16 protein-coding genes are annotated in these 18,326 nt (G+C 51.7%); 15 read left to right on the top strand and 1 reads right to left on the bottom strand.

Going from position 1 to position 18,326, the window contains the following annotated elements; genetic code table 11:
- Nucleotides 1–90: 90 nt before the first annotated feature.
- The 8 genes from citZ to coaE all read left to right on the top strand — a co-directional run bounded on the left by citZ (nt 91) and on the right by coaE (nt 10,448).
- Entirely contained in the window at nt 91–1,203 is a 1,113-nt protein-coding gene (citZ, locus tag KNP75_RS04660) for a citrate synthase (protein WP_215189952.1), read from the top strand.
- 118 nt (nt 1,204–1,321) lie between these two features.
- Nucleotides 1,322–2,590: an NADP-dependent isocitrate dehydrogenase gene (gene icd, locus KNP75_RS04665; protein ID WP_034779982.1), complete on the top strand. Its 1,269-nt coding sequence runs from the start codon at nt 1,322–1,324 to the stop codon at nt 2,588–2,590.
- Between the two features lie 30 nt (nt 2,591–2,620).
- Complete coding sequence (gene mdh / locus KNP75_RS04670) at nt 2,621–3,556, top strand: malate dehydrogenase (protein ID WP_215189953.1); 936 nt, start codon at nt 2,621–2,623, stop codon at nt 3,554–3,556.
- Nucleotides 3,557–3,751: 195 nt separating this feature from the next.
- On the top strand, nt 3,752–4,456 hold the full coding sequence (locus KNP75_RS04675; protein WP_034778217.1) for a response regulator transcription factor: 705 nt from the start codon (nt 3,752–3,754) through the stop codon (nt 4,454–4,456).
- Nucleotides 4,453–6,180, top strand: a complete 1,728-nt coding sequence (pnpS, locus tag KNP75_RS04680) for a two-component system histidine kinase PnpS (protein WP_215189954.1) — start codon at nt 4,453–4,455, stop codon at nt 6,178–6,180. Before KNP75_RS04675 ends, pnpS begins: the two co-directional genes overlap by 4 nt.
- 207 nt (nt 6,181–6,387) lie before the next feature.
- Nucleotides 6,388–8,985, top strand: coding sequence for a DNA polymerase I (gene polA / locus KNP75_RS04685; RefSeq protein WP_215189955.1), 2,598 nt, complete (start codon nt 6,388–6,390; stop codon nt 8,983–8,985).
- A 20-nt stretch (nt 8,986–9,005) separates the two neighbouring features.
- Nucleotides 9,006–9,830 (top strand): DNA-formamidopyrimidine glycosylase, encoded by an 825-nt coding sequence (mutM, locus tag KNP75_RS04690; protein WP_215189956.1) that lies wholly within the window; start codon nt 9,006–9,008, stop codon nt 9,828–9,830.
- 12 nt (nt 9,831–9,842) lie between these two features.
- Nucleotides 9,843–10,448 carry a dephospho-CoA kinase gene (coaE, locus tag KNP75_RS04695; protein WP_214823148.1) on the top strand — a complete coding sequence of 202 codons (606 nt, stop codon included), beginning with the start codon at nt 9,843–9,845 and terminating at the stop codon, nt 10,446–10,448.
- 19 nt (nt 10,449–10,467) lie between these two features.
- Here the strand turns inward: coaE and KNP75_RS04700 are convergent, their stop codons facing one another.
- The gene (locus tag KNP75_RS04700) at nt 10,468–10,950 is read right to left on the bottom strand and encodes a site-2 protease family protein (protein WP_034778208.1); all 483 of its coding nucleotides are present in this window, start codon (nt 10,948–10,950) and stop codon (nt 10,468–10,470) included.
- A gap of 155 nt (nt 10,951–11,105) precedes the next feature.
- Between KNP75_RS04700 and KNP75_RS04705 the strand changes: the two genes are divergently transcribed.
- From KNP75_RS04705 to thrS, 7 genes are all read left to right on the top strand, one after another.
- A complete protein-coding gene (locus tag KNP75_RS04705; RefSeq protein ID WP_034778206.1) occupies nt 11,106–12,137 on the top strand; it encodes a glyceraldehyde-3-phosphate dehydrogenase in 1,032 nt (343 codons plus the stop codon).
- A gap of 231 nt (nt 12,138–12,368) precedes the next feature.
- Nucleotides 12,369–12,755: an adenosylmethionine decarboxylase gene (gene speD, locus KNP75_RS04710; RefSeq protein WP_029595188.1), complete on the top strand. Its 387-nt coding sequence runs from the start codon at nt 12,369–12,371 to the stop codon at nt 12,753–12,755.
- A 111-nt stretch (nt 12,756–12,866) separates the two neighbouring features.
- A complete protein-coding gene (locus KNP75_RS04715) occupies nt 12,867–13,238 on the top strand; it encodes a hypothetical protein (protein ID WP_034778204.1) in 372 nt (123 codons plus the stop codon).
- A 12-nt stretch (nt 13,239–13,250) separates the two neighbouring features.
- Nucleotides 13,251–13,718: a transcriptional regulator NrdR gene (nrdR, locus tag KNP75_RS04720; protein ID WP_021065634.1), complete on the top strand. Its 468-nt coding sequence runs from the start codon at nt 13,251–13,253 to the stop codon at nt 13,716–13,718.
- 42 nt (nt 13,719–13,760) lie between these two features.
- Nucleotides 13,761–15,113 carry a DnaD domain protein gene (locus KNP75_RS04725; protein ID WP_034778203.1) on the top strand — a complete coding sequence of 451 codons (1,353 nt, stop codon included), beginning with the start codon at nt 13,761–13,763 and terminating at the stop codon, nt 15,111–15,113.
- A 5-nt stretch (nt 15,114–15,118) separates the two neighbouring features.
- Nucleotides 15,119–16,033, top strand: coding sequence for a primosomal protein DnaI (gene dnaI, locus KNP75_RS04730; RefSeq protein ID WP_021065636.1), 915 nt, complete (start codon nt 15,119–15,121; stop codon nt 16,031–16,033).
- Nucleotides 16,034–16,345: 312 nt separating this feature from the next.
- Entirely contained in the window at nt 16,346–18,283 is a 1,938-nt protein-coding gene (thrS, locus tag KNP75_RS04735) for a threonine--tRNA ligase (RefSeq protein WP_215189957.1), read from the top strand.
- Nucleotides 18,284–18,326 lie beyond the last annotated feature (43 nt).

The following is an 18,326-nucleotide window of genomic DNA, read 5'->3' on the forward strand; positions in this document are numbered from 1 at the left end:
GGGAAAGTGTTCGACTTCCCGCCCTTATTCCCTACACAACAGACTGTATGATGCGGTCGATCACTTTTAAAGACTGAGGGGGAGTTATTGATGTCAACGACAAAAGGATTAGAAGGAATTGTGGCAGCGGCCTCAAAAGTCAGTTCGATCATCGACGGACAATTGACTTACGGAGGATACACAATCGACGATTTGGCGGACCACGCCACTTTTGAAGAGGTTGTTTTCCTATTATGGAACGACCGTCTTCCAAAAGCAGATGAATTAACTGAGCTCTCTGAAGCGCTCGTGAAAGAAGCCAAATTACCAAAAGAAGTCATCGCGACGCTCGAACGGGCGCCGAAATCGGCCAATGCGATGGCGACGATTCGGACGGCCCTTTCACAGCTCGCGCTTTATGATGAAGAGGCTGAAGATATGAGTACAGAAGCGAACATGCGCAAAGCGATTCGTCTCCAAGCTCAAATTGCGACGATTGTAACGGCGTTCGCTCGTCTTCGTAAAGGCGAACAACCGGTTGCGCCGAAACCTGGCTTGTCGTATGCGGCCAATTTCCTATACATGTTGAACGGAGAAGAACCAAGTGAGGTAGCCGAGAAGACGATTGATAAGGCACTCATCCTTCACGCCGACCATGAATTGAACGCTTCGACGTTCACGGCCCGCGTCTGCGTTGCCACGTTGTCTGATATTTACTCAGGCGTGACGGCAGCGATGGGAGCGCTCAAAGGCCCGCTTCACGGCGGTGCGAATGAGGCGGTCATGAAAATGCTCCACGAGATTGGTTCGGTCGACAAAGTCGAAGACTACGTTCGCGGCAAGTTCGAGCGTCGTGAGAAAATCATGGGCTTCGGTCACCGTGTCTATAAGGACGGCGACCCGCGTGCGAAACATTTGAAAGAGATGAGCCGCCAACTGACGGCCCAAATCGGCGAGCCGGAATGGTACGAGATGTCTGAGAAGATCGATCACCTCGTCGAGACAGAGAAAGGCTTGAAGCCGAACGTTGATTTCTATTCAGCATCGACTTATTATGCGCTCGGTCTCGATGAAGAGTTGTTCACACCGATCTTCGCCGTCTCACGCATGTCGGGCTGGATCGCCCACATTCTCGAACAGTATGCTGACAACCGCTTGATTCGTCCGCGCGCCGAGTACGTTGGCGAGACGAACCGGTCATACGTCCCGGTGAATGAGCGTTAATTGACGCGACACGAGAAGATCGAGTCACAATTTAGACATAAACTTTGGTAAACTAACAATTGACGTAGGTCGGCGTTCGCGTCGGCCTACATAAATGTACTTAGGGGGATTCATTATGTTGACACAAAACGAAAAAATCACAGTTGAGAACGGTGTATTAAACGTACCGAACGTACCGACGATTCCATTTATCATCGGTGACGGCACAGGACCAGACATCTGGAACGCATCGGTGCGCGTCTTTGATGCGGCTGTCGAAAAAGCATACGGCGGCGAGAAGAAAATCGAATGGATGGAAGTGTACGCTGGGGAAAAGGCCTTCAACCAAAAAGGCGAATGGCTTCCAAACGAGACACTCGATCAAATCCGTGAATATTTGATTGCCATCAAAGGTCCATTGACGACACCGGTCGGCGGCGGAATCCGTTCACTCAACGTAGCACTCCGTCAAGAACTTGACTTGTACACGTGCTTGCGTCCGGTCCGTTACTTCACAGGCGTCCCATCACCGGTCAAGCGCCCAGAAGATACAGACATGGTCATTTTCCGTGAGAACACAGAAGATATCTACGCTGGGATTGAGTACGCGTCAGGCAGCGACGAAGTGAAAAAATTGATCTCATTCTTAAAAGAAGAGATGAACGTCAACAAAATCCGTTTCCCAGAAACGTCTGGAATCGGCATCAAACCGATCTCGTCTGAAGGAACAAAACGCCTTGTTCGCGCGGCTCTCGAGTACGCGATCGCGAACAACCGTAAATCGCTCACGCTCGTCCATAAAGGGAACATCATGAAGTTCACAGAAGGCGCCTTCAAAAACTGGGGTTATGAGCTCGCAGAAGAAGAATACGGCGACAAAGTCTTCACATGGGCACAGTACGACCGCATCAAAGAAGAGTCAGGCGAAGCGGCTGCAAACGAAGCTCAATCGAAAGCAGAAGCGGAAGGCAAAATCATCGTAAAAGATTCGATCGCCGATATCTTCTTGCAACAGATTTTGACACGTCCACGTGAATTCGATGTCGTGGCAACGATGAACTTGAACGGGGACTACATCTCGGATGCACTCGCTGCCCAAGTCGGCGGAATCGGGATCGCGCCAGGAGCGAACATCAACTACGTGACGGGCCATGCGATCTTTGAAGCGACACACGGTACGGCACCAAAATATGCAGGTCTTGACAAGGTCAACCCGTCATCAGTCATCTTGTCAGGTGAGATGATGCTTCGTCATATGAACTGGAACGAAGCGGCTGACCTCATCATCAACTCGATGGAGAAGACGATTGCCTCGAAAGTCGTCACATACGATTTCGCCCGCCTTATGGACGGCGCGACAGAAGTGAAGTGTTCAGAGTTTGCAGATGAACTAATCAAAAACATGTAATTCATCAGTTAAACCAAGGGGGAGAGCACAATGATTCGTCGCAATAAAATTTCGGTGATCGGTAGCGGATTCACGGGAGCCACGACTGCACTGTATCTGGCTCAAAAAGAGCTCGGTAACGTCGTCCTGCTCGATATCAAAGAAAACGAGAGCCCGACGAAAGGGAAAGCGCTCGATATGCAAGAGACGGCGCCGATTCAAGGGTTTGACTCGTGGATCACGGGGACGTCGGATTACGCCGACACGGCGGATTCGGATATCGTCGTTATCACGGCCGGGATTGCCCGGAAACCTGGCATGAGCCGGGACGACCTCGTCTCGACGAACGCCAAAGTGATGCGTGCCGTCACGAAAGAAGTGGCCCGCTATTCACCCGATGCGATTTTAATCGTCTTGACGAACCCGGTCGATGCGATGACATATGCCGCCTTCAAAGAGTCAGGCTTCCCGAAAGAGCGCGTGATCGGTCAATCCGGTGTGCTCGATACGGCCCGGTTCCGGACGTTCGTCGCTGCGGAGTTGAATATCTCCGTGAAGGACGTCTCTGGATTCGTGCTCGGCGGGCACGGGGATGACATGGTCCCGCTCATTCGTTACTCGTACGCGGGAGGCATCCCACTCGAGAAGCTATTGCCGAGCGACCGAATCGATGCGATCGTCAATCGGACCCGTAAAGGTGGCGGCGAAATCGTCCAGCTACTCGGGAACGGATCGGCCTACTATGCGCCGGCAGCGGCCATCGTCGAGATGGTCGAAGCGATCTTGAAAGATCAACGACGTATTTTACCGGCCATCGCGTATCTCGACGGTGAGTACGGCTTCCACGACTTGTATCTCGGTGTCCCGACGATACTTGGCGCGAACGGGATTGAACGTGTGCTCGAACTTGAATTGACGGAAGAGGAGACGGCCGCGCTTGAGCGCTCGGCTGAATCGGTCCGCTCCGTCTTGAACGTCCTTAACTGATTCGTCACCTCGTCTGCTGAGCAGGCGAGGTTTTTTGTACGCTTGGTTTTTGAGGGTCGCGTGCTACACTGAAAGAAGAACGTGGATTTGTTTTGTTTTTGTAAAGATTTGCTTTGAGGTTGGTCGGACGTGGCATTGATTTGTAAAATAGGTAGTGTACGTGACAGAACAGATAGATTAGAGGAGGAACTAAGCGTGGCCGAAAAAGTGATTGTTGTCGATGACGAGGTGTCGATTGCGACGTTATTGAAATTCAATTTGGAGCAAGCCGGTTTTGAGGTTGAGACGGCCCATGATGGGAAGACGGGTCTCGAACTCGCCGAGAAGCAGGATGCGGTATTGATCGTCCTCGATTTGATGTTGCCCGAGATGGATGGTCTCGAAGTTTGTAAGCGACTCCGCCAACAGAAAGTGAACACGCCGATCCTGATGTTGACGGCAAAAGACGATGAGTTCGATAAAGTGCTCGGACTCGAACTAGGGGCAGATGATTATTTGACGAAACCGTTCAGTCCGCGTGAAGTCGTGGCCCGGGTCAAAGCGATCTTACGGCGTTCGGCTCCACAAGAGGTGCCGGCGGTGGACGCGGACGTCATTGAAATCGGCGACGTGAAAATTATCGCTTCGAACTATGAAGTGTTCAAAAACGGGGAGCGGCTTGAGTTGACCCCAAAAGAGTTCGAACTGTTAGCTTATCTTGCTAAAAACAAAGGCCGTGTCTTGACGCGTGATCAACTCTTATCGGCTATTTGGAATTACGATTTCGTCGGCGATACGCGCATCGTCGATGTCCATATTAGCCACCTTCGGGAAAAGATTGAACCGGTGACGAAAAAACCGACATATATCAAAACGATTCGCGGTCTCGGCTATAAGATGGAAGAGCCGATGCCCGAATGAAGACGTACCGCTCGCGTTTTTTGACGACGCTCATCCTGCTCGTGACGGGCGTCTTGTTGACCCTCGGGATCGTGCTTGGTCAATTGTTCAAAGACTTCTATTTGGACTCCGAACGCGATCGTTTGAAAGAGGACACGGAGCTCGCCGCCTTATATTTAGAGGGTGGCGACCTCGAGGCGATTCAAGACTATGTCCGGCAAATCGATGACGAGAGCAGTTTCGACATTCTGCTCCTCAATCGCCGGATGGAAGTGATCGCCGGGACACCGTTTCGGGTCGGTTCGTTCGATTTTCGGATGGACGCTGCTTCAATCCCAGACGACGGGACGTTTGGGAACGAGACGCGCGATGATTTGATTCAGTTCACAAAACCGATCGAACTCTCCTCGGGTGATACGGTGTATCTCAGTTTCATCCGCTACGTCTCCGATCTAGAAGGGGTATATGACCGGATTTGGCTGACGATTGCCTTGGCCTTGATTTTCTCATTCTTCTTGATTTTGTTCGTGTTGCATAATTTGACGAATCAGTTTATCCGACCAATCGATGAGGCGACAATCGTGTTACGTGAACTTGCCGACGGAAACTATCGGGCCCGTGTGTACGAATTGCGCAATGATGAAGAAACGGGCAGTCTGGCCGGGTCGATCAACGTTCTCGCCCGTAACTTGGAGACGATCTCACTTGGTGAATCCGTGCAACGGGCAAGGCTCGAGTCACTCATCGAATACATGGGGGCAGGGTTGCTTTTGGTCGACGAACGTGGCATCGTGACGCTCGTCAACCGCTCATATCGTGACATGTTCCAATACGATGACTTGATGATTGGTCAATTTTATCACGGCATTTTACCGAGTCCAGACGTCGAGACGTTGATCGAGGACGTCTATTTGACCGAAGAGCCCCACCGCCGTCAATTGTCGATTCGAACTGGATTCAACCAAAAGACGTATATGGTGTCGGCCGCACCAATCTTCAGTGATACAGGCATGTTGCGCGGGACGACGCTCCTGTTTAACGATATTTCTGAATTGAAACGACTCGAGAAGATGCGGAAAGATTTCGTCGCGAACGTCAGCCATGAGTTGAAGACGCCGCTCACATCGATCCGAGGTTTCAGTGAGACACTCCTTGACGGGGCAAAAGAAGTGCCCGAGTTGCGCGATCAATTTTTGGATATCATTCAAAAAGAAGCGACGCGCATGCAAATGCTCGTTGAGGACTTACTCGAGCTGTCACGGCTTGAACGTGAAGATTTCCATTTGGACTTCACCCCGGTCCAGCTCAATCAGCTCGTTGAGGAAGTGTGTCTCGTGTTGAGCCAGAAAGCGGAAGGCAAATCGATTCACTTGGAGTCGCGCCACGACGGGGAAGTCGTCTTGCAGGCGGACATGAACCGAATCAAGCAAGTCATCTTGAACCTTGTCGCCAACGCCATCAACTACTCGCCGGAAGGCAGCCGTGTCGAAATCGCGGTCGAAAAGAGAACGGACGGATCATATTTGATTGTCAAAGACAACGGGATTGGCATCGCGCCGAAAGAAGTGAGCCGAATCTTTGAACGATTCTACCGGGTCGATAAAGCGCGGAGCCGGAACTCCGGCGGGACAGGTCTCGGCCTTGCCATCGTCAAACATATCATCGACCTTCATCACGCGACGATTCACGTGGATAGTGTCGAAGGTGCTGGGACAACGTTCACAATCAAATTCCCAATCGCTTAACATGGAATTCATGTCGGGTTCATACCGACTTTACAAAGCGATGCTACTCTATAGATGAGACCTCTTCATCATCTCGTGTCCCGGCCGGTGCTCATCTCCACTCGGTCAGGAAGATTGACCCTTTTCTAGCTACTAGAAAAGGGTCTTTTTTTTCGAACGCATGTGCCCGTATGATATGATGGAATCAGATAGAATGGAGGTTGACCAATGAATAAACTACTACTTCTTGATGGAAACTCACTCACATATCGTGCGTTTTTCGCGCTGCCTCCGATGACGGATGCGAGCGGTCGAAATACGAACGCCGTGTACGGGTTCACCATGATGTTGTTAAAATTGATGGAAGATGAGCAACCGACGCATTTCGCGGTCGCATTTGATGCGTCGAAGAAGACGTTCCGGCACGACACGTATGCTGACTATAAGGGGGGACGGCAGAAGACCCCAGGGGAACTCCGGGAACAGTTCCCAATCGTCCGCGAGATTTGTGAGGCGTTCGGGATCAAAGTGCTCGAACTCGACCAGTACGAGGCCGACGATATTATCGGGACGCTCTCAAAAAATGAGGCGTTCGATCAAGTGACGGTCGTCACCGGGGATAAAGATTTACTGCAACTGATTGACGATCGTGTCACCGTCTATTTGACGAAGCGTGGGATCACCGATGTGGAGACGATGGACGCGGCGGCGTTCAAAGAGCGCTATGACGGTCTCACCCCGCTCCAAATGATCGATTTGAAAGGCTTAATGGGGGATAAGTCCGATAATATCCCCGGAATCCCGGGGGTTGGTGAGAAGACGGCGCTTAAACTGCTCACGGCTTACGGATCTGTCGAAGGACTATATGAACATACACATGAATTAAAAGGGAAACAAAAAGAGAAAGTCGAGGCGAACGAGCGGGAAGCACTCATGTCGAAACAATTGGCGACGATCTATACGGACGTCCCAATCGATATTAGCACGGACGACCTTACGTTCCATCCGTATGACGCTGGAAAAGTGAAGCCGTTGTTCATGAGCCTTCAGTTCAAATCGCTTCTGAGCAAACTGAACCTTGAAGCGTCGAGCGAGGAAGCGGTCGAAGCGCGTGAGGTGAATCATATTGCGATCGACGAGCAAGATTTGACAGAAGCGGTCCTCATCCTCGAGCAACTCCGAGACGACTATTTCGAAGAACCGGTCATCGGTGTGGCCATCGCCTCGAAAGCCGGCGTGACGGTCGGCGAGGTGTCGCTTTTAGACGTCCCGGCAGTACGAGACTGGTTGGCCGACGAGAACCGAGCCACGATTTGTCTCGATGCGAAACAGACGATCGTCCAATTGAAGCGACATGGTGTGACGCTCCGGGGCTATGACGATTTGCTCGTCGCCGGATATTTGCTGAACCTGTCGGGCGGAACGACACTCGATTCGATTGCCGCTCATTTCGATTACACGTTACCGGAAGACGAGGCGGTTTATGGCAAGGGTGCGAAGCTGCACGTCCCGGAACAGGACGTGCTCGAGCAACATCTCGGCGAGAAGGCGATGGCGATTTTGACGCTGTTCGTAAACGTTGGCAAAGAACTCAACCAAAACGAACAGACGTCGCTCTATGAAGATTTGGAACGGCCGCTCGCCTCGGTGCTTGCAGAGATGGAGTGGGCCGGGATTCACGTCGACGTGGCGACATTGAAAGTGATGGAAGACGATTTGCGGGAACGGTTACTTCAACTCGAGGCGGAGATTCACAGTCTCGCCGGTGAGCCGTTCAATATCAACTCGCCGAAACAGCTCGGCGTCATCCTATTCGAGAAGTTGGCGTTGCCACCGGTCAAAAAGACGAAGACCGGTTACTCGACGGCAGCGGACGTGCTCGAGAAACTCGCGCCGCTCCATCCGATCGTCGAACATATTATGCATTACCGCGAGCTCGGCAAGTTGCAATCGACATATGTCGAAGGCTTGCAAAAAGTCATCAAAGACGACGGGAAGATCCATACCCGTTATACGCAGACGTTGACGCAGACCGGACGGTTGTCCTCGGTCAACCCGAACTTACAGAACATCCCGATCCGCTTGGAAGAAGGGCGGCGCATTCGCAAAGCGTTCACCGCGAGTGAGGCCGACTGGATGCTGTATGCGGTCGACTATTCGCAAATCGAGCTTCGGATCATGGCCCACATGTCGCAAGACGAGAAGATGCTCGAGGCATTCCTCCATGATGAGGATATCCATACGTCGACGGCGGCCAACGTGTTCCGAGTCGCCAAAGAAGAAGTGACATCGCTCATGCGTCGCCAGGCCAAAGCCGTCAACTTCGGCATCATTTACGGCATTAGCGACTATGGGCTGTCGCAAAACCTCGGCATTAGCCGAAAAGAAGCACAGACGTTCATCGATACGTATTTCGAGCAGTTCCCGGGTGTGAAACGGTTCATGGATGCCGCGATCGAACGGGCGCGGGAACACGGTTATGTTGAGACGATGCTGAAGCGTCGCCGCAATATCCCGGACATCCATTCCCGCAACTTCAACTTGCGCGGTTTCGCGGAACGCACAGCGATCAACACGCCGATTCAAGGGACGGCCGCCGATATTATCAAAAAAGCGATGATTGATGTCGACGTGGCACTCCGTGAGTCAGGACTTCAATCGAAGTTATTGCTTCAAGTCCACGATGAACTTATCTTTGAAGGACCTAAAGAAGAAATGGACTCGCTCGAGACGATCGTCAAACAAGCGATGGAACACACGGTCACCTTGGACGTGCCGCTCCGCGCGGACGGTTCGTTCGGTGAGACATGGTTTGACACGAAATAAAGACGAGAAAGGAAATCGATATGCCAGAATTACCAGAAGTGGAGACAGTCTGTCGCCGATTGCGGCCATTCGTCTCGGGAAAAACAATTGCAAATGTCGAGGTGCTCGACGCAAAAATCATTCGAGGTCACGAACCGGAGATTTGGAAACAACAGTTGCTCGACGAGACGATTCAAGACGTCGAGCGACGCGGCAAGTTCATTTTGTTCAAATTGACGAACGGCTATCTCGTTTCGCATCTGCGAATGGAAGGGAAATTCTTCCCGCATGACGAAATGGTCAGTCCGGTCAAGCATACGCATGTCGTCTTCACCTTCACGGACGGGACGACGCTTCATTATAACGATGTCAGGAAGTTCGGGACGATGGAGTTGAAGACGAATGAAGAGTTGTTTTTGACACCGCCATTGTCGCTGCTCGCCCTCGAACCGTTCGATCCTGAAGTGACAGCAGAGACGCTTCACAGCCGTCTGAAGCGGATGAACGTTCGTGCGATCAAGACGGCGTTGCTCGATCAATCGATTTTCGTCGGCCTCGGCAATATTTATGTCGATGAGACGTTATATCGGGCCGGTGTCCATCCGACCCGTCCGGCAGCGACACTCTCGCTTGACGAGGTCCGTCGGGTGCATCAAGAGGCTGTGGCCGTATTGACGGAAGCGATTGAACGAGGCGGAAGCACGATTCGGAGCTATACGAATCCGGATGGGGCGAGCGGGACGTATCAAGAGACACTGTATGTATATGGACAGACCGGGGAGCCATGTAAGCGATGCGGCCGACCGATTGAAAAGATGAAATTAGGCGGACGGGGCACACATTACTGTCCGCACTGCCAACAGTAAGAGGTGGACATGATGTTGAAGATTGGTTTGACAGGTGGAATTGCGACAGGAAAGTCGACCGTATCCAGACTGTTTCGAAAGCAGGGCATCCCGATCATCGACGCCGACAAGATGGCACGGATCGTCATCGAGCCAGGCGGCAAAGCGTTCGCGGGCGTCCGCGAGGCGTTCCCGCAATGTTTCACGGGTGACGAGTTGAACCGCCAGGCGCTCGGACGAGAAATCTTTCATGATGATGCCAAACGTCAGTTGCTGAATCAGCTCATGCATCCGGCCATCCGAGAAGAGATGCTCGAGGAGATGCGCGGATACGAGGCTGCAGGGGAGACGGTCGTCATATTCGATATCCCGCTCTTGTTCGAGGGAACGATGCGGGACCTCGTCGATTATACGGTCGTCGTCTATTGCCGTGAAGAGATTCAACTGATGCGTCTCATGGAGCGCAACGGGTTGACGAAAGAAGAAGCGCTCGCTCGGATCCATGCGCAAATGCCGATCGAAGAGAAGAAACAACAGGCTGATTTTTTAATCAACAACAATGGTGCGTTAGGCGACTTGTCGGCCCAAGTGGTCCGCCTCGTCGAACAATTTGAAGACATGAAAAAAGAAGGCGACTGACGACGCCTTCTTTTTTTGTTCAGTTGAGTGGGTCTGAGTCAGGCTTCCCTTTTTTCCACGTGTCGAAGATGGCGCGTCCGTCGCTCGGATGGCCGTTCGAATAGTAAATCGGATAGAGTGAGAAGAAGACATAATAGAACGAGAAGTATGCGAACTGGTACGTGTAAATTGTCGGCTCGATCTCTCGCGTCAAGATGAAGGCGTTCACAATCAAAATACTCGATAAGTTAAAAATTGAACCGCCCGCGTAGACGAGACTCCGCGTCAGGCGATTGCTGTACTTCAAGTCACTGAATTGGCACCAGGCGTCATAAAAATAAACGCGGTTAAATTGAAGGCGTCCGATTTTAAACAATTTTTTCCCGGTCCCAATCTCCATGTCGAGCGAACCCCCAAATAGTTTCGCGAAGAAGAAATGACCGAATTGATGGATAATCGTCACAATCGGTAAGATGATGAAAAATGAGATGACAAATTTATCTAGGTCTGTCCAATCAAACATATAGTCTTAGCTCCTTTCCAAGCTCTACACCAAATTTCCCTCTTTTTCAAATCTGAAACTGTAAAAAAGTGAAAAAAATGTGACGATTCATAGTGAAAACGCTTCCAATTTTCCGTTATAATGGTGTCGTAACGCAGAAAAAAGGGGGATTCAGAATGGGGACGAAAGTTGCAATCAATGGATTTGGTCGAATCGGCAGAATGGTATTTCGGAAGTTGATGCTCGAAGGGCGTCACGACGTGGTCGCCATCAATGCGAGTTATCCGGCGGAAACGCTCGCGCACTTGATCAAACACGACACGGTCCACGGACCGTTCACACTGACGGTCCGAGCGCATGGGGATGCGCTCGAAGTCGATGGGAAACGCATCATGCTCGTATCCGAGCGAGACCCGGAGCGATTGCCGTGGGCTGAACTCGGTGTCGAGATCGTCATCGAGGCGACGGGGAAATTCAATTCTGATGTCGGGGCGAAAAAACATTTGACGGCCGGTGCGAAAAAAGTCATTTTGACGGCACCAGGAAAAGGCGAGTTGCGGACGATTGTCATGGGGGTGAACGATCGGGATTATTTACCGGAGCACGATCACGTCATTTCGAACGCCTCGTGTACGACGAACTGTCTCGGCCCGGTCGTCAAAGTATTGGATTCGACGTTCGGGATTGAAACGGGGCTCGTGACGACGGTGCATGCCTATACGAACGATCAAAACAATATCGACAATCCGCATAAAGATTTGCGTCGTGCCCGTGCTTGTGGCAGTTCCATTATACCGACTTCGACTGGTGCTGCGAAAGCCATCGGGCTCGTCTTGCCGGAACTTCAGGGCAAATTGAACGGGATGGCGCTACGAGTGCCGACGCCGAACGTCTCGCTCGTCGATCTCGTCGTCGAGTTGCGTCGAGATGTGACGGTCGACGAAGTGAATCAGGCGTTCGAGCGTGCTGCACACGGGGAAATGACAGGCGTGCTCGGCGTCTCGAACGAACCGCTCGTCTCGATCGACTTCAATGGAGATGAGCGTTCGTCAATCATCGATGCCGATTCGACGATGGTGCTCGGGGGCAATCATGTCAAAGTGCTCGCTTGGTACGACAACGAATGGGGCTATTCGTGCCGCGTCGTCGACTTGTTGGACATGGTCGCGAGCTACCTGCAAATCGGACAACAAGAAACCCACGTCTGAAAAAATATATTTATCTAAAAATATTTTTAAAGAATTGAAACAAATGTCTTGTAACGACGTCCTAAACAAGATACACTCTAACTCGTGAACTTCAATTGGTCTGACAAACGCAACTTAAAGGGTTAGGACCTCTTAGGACTAACTTGCCCCCGTGGTTGTGGGCGATTCAGGCACAAAGTGAGTGATCATCAACTACTTTGAGACCATTGATGTAAAGGGGGATCCACTAATATGGATACTATGGGACGTCACATTATTACAGAACTTTGGGAGTGCAATCCCGACAAATTAAACGATATCGACTACATCGAGCGCTTGTTCGTCGATGCAGCACTTCGTTCGGGCGCTGAAGTCCGCGAAGTCGCTTTCCACAAATTTGCGCCGCACGGTGTAAGTGGAGTCGTTATCATTTCAGAATCACACTTAACGATTCACAGTTTCCCAGAGCATGGCTACGCATCAGTCGATGTGTTCACATGTGGGGATCGAATCGATCCAGCTACAGCCTCGCAATACATTGCAGAAGGCTTGGAAGCAAAAGTTCGTGAAGATGTGAAACTTGACCGTGGGATGGGACCGATTCGTGTTCCTGAAGCGCAAGTGGCAATCAGCAAATAATCAGATTGACCTTATGAGGCTGGCCGATTTTCGGTCAGCCCTTTTAATTGTTTTGTTAACCGCTTAATTTTGATATGCTTAACCTATATAAATAAGGTGTCGAGGTGGATAATGGGATTATTTGATAAGTTTCAAACACATGTCCAAACGGACGATTCGCATAAAAATGAGGCGTTACGGACGCGTTACGTGGCGGCATCGCCAAGCGCCGTGCTCACATGGCTCCGCGAACGGATTCAAGCAGAAGGTCAAACGGTTCGCCGGGTCGATGCAGACCGGGGCGAAGTGGCGTTTCATGGAGACGGATGGGACGCATTGGCGACCATCGTCCAAGTGGACGGCGGACGCACGGCCGTCGATTTTACATTGAACCGTGACCAGATGCTCGGACCGGACCTCGGTCAAATCGTCACCACATATTATGAGGCGCTATCCGTAAAGTTCCCGCTCCGCGCCATCGGGAATCAATCTGTCGAACGATAAGGAGGGCTGAGCATGCGTTGTCCTAAATGCGATCATAATGGAACGAGAGTGCTCGACTCCCGGCCAGTACAAGATTTCTATTCGATTCGTCGCCGTCGCGAATGCGAGGAGTGCGGCTATCGCTTTACCACGTTTGAAACGGTCGAACAGACACCGCTCATCATCGTCAAAAAAGACGGGAATCGGGAAGAGTTCAGCCGTGAGAAAGTGCTTCGCGGGATTATTCGGGCGTGCGAGAAACGTCCGGTCACGCTGGAGCAACTTGAAGGTGTGGTCACGAAAGTCGAACAACAGTTACGCGCCCTCGGCCAGTCCGAGATTCCGAGTGAACAGGTTGGGGAGCTCGTCATGAACGAGCTCGCGCGGGTCGACGAAGTGGCATACGTCCGCTTCGCGTCCGTCTATCGCCAGTTCAAAGATATCTCTGTGTTCTTTAAAGAACTAGAAGATTTAATGAAGCAAGAAAAATCGACCAACTAAACGGGCGGCCTGCTGGTCGCCTTTTTTCAAGGGAGACCTACCATGGAAAAAGAACGAATCCTGTACGGAACTGACGAACTGTTGATCATGAGCACCGGACTCATCGATCGCGAGTCGTATCAGTCGCTGTACCATTTATATCAGCCGGTCATCGGAGTGAAGGCGCTCGCGATGTATCAGACGCTTTGGAGCGAGCTGAAGCCCGGGAAAATGAAATCGAACTATATGTCACATAGCGCGCTTTGTGAGATGCTCGATTACTCGATCAACGAGCTGACAGACTGTCTGTTCCGGCTCGAAGCGATCGGTCTCGTCCGGACGTATAAGACGAAAGACGAGCGCTTGACCCAGTACGTGTATCAACTGCGGGTCCCACTCGCACCCCATACGTTCTTGAATGACGGGCTGTTGTCGAGTTTCCTCTTCTATAAAGTCGGGGAAGTCCGCTTTAAACAGTTACAAGGTCGATTCACGATCGATCCATTGCCGGCCGGAATCATTGAAGTGACGAAAGACTTTAATGAAGTGTTCGACGTCAAAGGGGTCAATCATATGGCGTTCACACAAAAGAACTACGAGAAACCTGACCGCGCCAAAATCGAGATCAACTATACGTTCGATATGGAAATCGTCAAAAAGTTGACGAACTTTCCCGTCGGCTTCTTCACGAAGAAGCTCGATGAGACGATCACGAAGCTTGCCTACGTCTCCCAAATCGATGAAGAGACGATGGCCGAGATGTTGAAGGAGTACTTCGTCCACGAGGCGTATCTACCGCTCAGCGAGCAAGAGAAGCGCGACGGCTGCCGTCAGATGGTGTTGCAGTTGAAGAAAAAACAGACGCGCCATCGGAAAGTGAAGTCGGATGAGACGGAGAAGGCAGAAATCGGTGATTTGCATGACGTGACTGTCATGGAAGAAGCGCATCCGCATCAGTACGTGTCGACGTTACGGAAGACGCCACAACTGTCGAAGAGCGACGAGCAACTCATCATCGACCTCGTCGATACGCTTGGACTCGCGCCAAGTGTCATCAACGCGTTGTTCTATTACTGTATCGAAGTGAAGAAGCAGACCCGGCTCAGTGAGAACTACGTCATGCGGATCGCGACGAGTTGGAAGACGGCAGGCTATTTGAACGCCAAAGACGCCTTGGAACAAGAAGCGACGCAAGACGCGCTCATCGAGAAGAAACAGCAAAAGCGGGAGAACGTGCAACAGCGGACGACCGTCGGCTCGAGACGCAAAGACAAGACCGAGATGCCAAAATGGCTCGAGGACGAGGCGAAAGAGCAACGGACGTACGATCAAAAACGAAAACAAGAGCTCGAGGCATCGGTTCCAGACGACGCGGAACTCGTCAAGTTGTTAAATGAATTGAAAGAGAAAGGATGAGGGACATGGAACGCATCAATCAAACGCTCGCCCAAATGATGAACCGGAAAGAAGTGCGGGAAGCGTACGAATCGATTCGCCGGCGCACCCTCGAACATCCAGAAGTCGTCGCCTTTTTAAAGGCGCATCCGGAGTTAGACGAGACGGCGGTCGAGGTCGGCTTTACGAAGCTCAGTGAATATGCAGAACAGATGGACGGCAAGAAGCTCGTCGAGGAGCAAGCCGTCATCCCGGGCCATCAGCCGGTACTCTATGTCGACCTCGGTCAAATCGCGATCCGTTATGAAGAGACGGTCAAGCATCGTCAAGCACGGCGCCAAAAAGAGATGGACCGGAAGTTTAAGAGCTTATTCTTGCCGGAAGAAGTGCGAGAGGCGAGCTTTGAATCGTTCGACTGGTCGGATGACGCCCGTAAAATTGCACTCCGTGAATCGATGCGGTTCGTCTCAGGCATGAAGACCCGCCAAAAAGTGAACGGTTTATACCTTCACGGCAGCTTCGGGGTCGGGAAGACGTATTTGCTTGCGGCGATCGCCAACGAACTGAAAGTGGCGGACATCGAGACGATTCTCGTCCACGCCCCGGGATTCGTCTCGGAAGCGAAACGAAAGATCCGGACCGATTCGTTCGACTCATTTTTGACGTCGTTCCAACACGTGCCGGTGTTATTGATTGATGACATCGGTGCCGAGGCGATCAGTCCGTGGGTACGCGACGAGCTGTTCGGGATCATCTTGCAATATCGCATGATGCATCGCTTACCGACGCTTTACAGTTCGAACTTCAGCGGTGAAGAGCTCGAGACGCACTTCTCGATCGACGGTTCGCCGCAGAACAAAATGAAAGCCCAGCGGCTCATGCAGCGCATCTCGACGACGACGACACAAATCGAATTAAAAGGTGAGAACCGACGTCGGTAAAGGGATTGTATTTCTTGAACGAGTTGACTATACTAATAATCATATAACCGATGCATCGAAGAGGACATGAGACGTCGTCACGGGTTTCAAAGCGAGGGAAGACTGGTGAGAGCTTCCTAAACACGCCGATCGCCTTACTCCCTCAGAGCACCGTACGGGCCAATCGTGCGGCGATTCACACTCGTTATCGTGTGTTCGAGCCAAGCGTTACGCTTGGGAACGAGGGTGGTACCACGAGAATCAAAGCTCGTCCCTTTCATAGGGATGGGCTTTTTTTATTTATTTTTAAATGTAGAGAGGGGAAGTTGACACATGATTCAATTGACATTTCCAGATGGGGCCGTCAAAGAGTTTGAGGCAGGCATCACAGCAGAAGAAGTAGCAGGTTCGATTAGTCCAGGACTCCGAAAAAAAGCAATCGCCGCCAAAATCGATGGTGAGATGATCGATTACCGTCGTCCGATTGAACAGGACGGTAAAATCGAGCTCGTCATGCCCGACTCAGAAGACGGCATCGATTTGATGCGCCACTCGTCAGCCCACTTGATGGCCCAAGCCATCAAACGGTTATACGGGGAAGAAGGCAGCATCTACCTCGGCATCGGACCGACGATCGAGAACGGTTTCTATTATGATATCGAGATGGATCGCCGCATCAACGAAGAAGATCTCCCGGAAATCGAGAAAATGATGAAGCGGATCGTCGACGAGAACTTGGACATCACACGTGAAGTCGTGTCGCGCGACGAGGCGCTCGAACGCTACAAGGCGCTCGGAGACCCGCTCAAAATCGAATTGATTGAAGATATCCCGGCGAGCGAGACGCTCACGATTTACCATCAAGGCGAATTTTTCGACTTATGCCGTGGGCCGCACGTCCCGTCGACATCGAAGTTGAAAGTGTTCAAGTTGATGAGCGTGGCCGGGGCATACTGGCGCGGCGACTCGGACAATAAGATGCTCCAACGCATTTACGGAACGGCGTTCGCGACGAAAGAACAACTCGCGGAACACTTGCGTCTATTGGAAGAAGCGAAAGAGCGCGACCATCGCAAGCTCGGGAAAGAGCTCGATCTCTTCTTCGTGTCGCAAGAAGTCGGCCAAGGTTTGCCGATGTGGCTTCCGAAAGGTGCCTCGATCCGTCGGACGGTCGAACGCTATATCGTCGACAAAGAACTCGAGCTCGGGTACCAGCACGTCTACACACCGGTCCTCGGTTCGGTCGACTTGTATAAGACGTCTGGTCACTGGGATCACTATCAAGACGATATGTTCCCGAAAATGGAGATGGACAACGAAGAACTCGTCCTTCGTCCGATGAACTGTCCGCACCACATGACGATCTATAAACATGAGCCGCGCTCATACCGCGAACTCCCGCTTCGTATCGCCGAGCTCGGCGGTATGCACCGTTACGAGATGTCAGGTGCGCTCACAGGCCTCCAACGCGTCCGTTACATGGTGTTGAACGATGGACACACGTTCGTCACACCGGAACAGATGAAGCAAGAGTTCAAAGATATCGTCCACTTGATTCAAGAAGTGTACGCCGACTTCGGCATTAAAGACTATCGTTTCCGCTTGTCGTACCGTGATCCGGCCGACAAAGAGAAATACTTTGACAACGACGCAATTTGGGAAACAGCCCAACGCCAGTTGAAAGAGACGATGGATGAGCTCGGTCTCCCATATTTCGAAGCCGAAGGCGAAGCGGCCTTCTACGGACCGAAACTCGACGTCCAAGTCCGGACGGCGCTCGGCAAAGAAGAGACGTTGTCGACGGTCCAACTCGACTTCTTGCTCCCAGAGCGGTTCGATTTGACGTACACAGGACCAGACGGCAAAGATCATCGCCCGATCGTCCTTCACCGTGGGGTCGTCTCGACGATGGAACGTTTCGTCGCCTACTTGATTGAAGAATATAAAGGCGCATTCCCGACATGGCTCGCCCCGGTCCAAGTCAAATTGATCCCGGTCTCACACGTCCACGACGAATACGTCGCGGAAGTGAAAGCAGAGCTCGTTAAGCGCGGTGTCCGCGTCGAAACGGACCTTCGGGACGAGAAACTCGGCTATAAGATCCGGGAAGCACAGATGAAGAAAATTCCGATGACGCTCGTCCTCGGAGATAAAGAACGTGATGAGCGTGCAGTCAACATCCGTCGCTATGGACAACAAGAACAAGTATCGGCCACGCTCGATGAATTCTTGTCGTCACTTACAGCAGAGATCGCCAACCGTTCACGTTAATATGTCGACCATCCTTCATTGGAAGGGTGGTCGTTTTTTCGGT

The sequence above is a fragment of the Exiguobacterium sp. s6 genome, assembly GCF_018618155.1.
GTDB classification, from domain to species: Bacteria; Bacillota; Bacilli; order Exiguobacteriales; family Exiguobacteriaceae; genus Exiguobacterium; species Exiguobacterium mexicanum_A.

What these genes read in the sequence shown, in the direction of transcription:
- citZ (WP_215189952.1), top strand. Translation starts at nt 91, where the DNA reads ATGTCAACGACAAAAGGATTAGAAGGAATTGTGGCAGCGGCCTCAAAA.
- mdh (WP_215189953.1), top strand. Translation starts at nt 2,621, where the DNA reads ATGATTCGTCGCAATAAAATTTCGGTGATCGGTAGCGGATTCACGGGA.
- pnpS (WP_215189954.1), top strand. Translation starts at nt 4,453, where the DNA reads ATGAAGACGTACCGCTCGCGTTTTTTGACGACGCTCATCCTGCTCGTG.
- polA (WP_215189955.1), top strand. Translation starts at nt 6,388, where the DNA reads ATGAATAAACTACTACTTCTTGATGGAAACTCACTCACATATCGTGCG.
- mutM (WP_215189956.1), top strand. Translation starts at nt 9,006, where the DNA reads ATGCCAGAATTACCAGAAGTGGAGACAGTCTGTCGCCGATTGCGGCCA.
- coaE (WP_214823148.1), top strand. Translation starts at nt 9,843, where the DNA reads ATGTTGAAGATTGGTTTGACAGGTGGAATTGCGACAGGAAAGTCGACC.
- KNP75_RS04700 (WP_034778208.1), bottom strand. Translation starts at nt 10,950, where the DNA reads ATGTTTGATTGGACAGACCTAGATAAATTTGTCATCTCATTTTTCATC.
- KNP75_RS04705 (WP_034778206.1), top strand. Translation starts at nt 11,106, where the DNA reads ATGGGGACGAAAGTTGCAATCAATGGATTTGGTCGAATCGGCAGAATG.
- speD (WP_029595188.1), top strand. Translation starts at nt 12,369, where the DNA reads ATGGATACTATGGGACGTCACATTATTACAGAACTTTGGGAGTGCAAT.
- KNP75_RS04715 (WP_034778204.1), top strand. Translation starts at nt 12,867, where the DNA reads ATGGGATTATTTGATAAGTTTCAAACACATGTCCAAACGGACGATTCG.
- nrdR (WP_021065634.1), top strand. Translation starts at nt 13,251, where the DNA reads ATGCGTTGTCCTAAATGCGATCATAATGGAACGAGAGTGCTCGACTCC.
- KNP75_RS04725 (WP_034778203.1), top strand. Translation starts at nt 13,761, where the DNA reads ATGGAAAAAGAACGAATCCTGTACGGAACTGACGAACTGTTGATCATG.
- dnaI (WP_021065636.1), top strand. Translation starts at nt 15,119, where the DNA reads ATGGAACGCATCAATCAAACGCTCGCCCAAATGATGAACCGGAAAGAA.
- thrS (WP_215189957.1), top strand. Translation starts at nt 16,346, where the DNA reads ATGATTCAATTGACATTTCCAGATGGGGCCGTCAAAGAGTTTGAGGCA.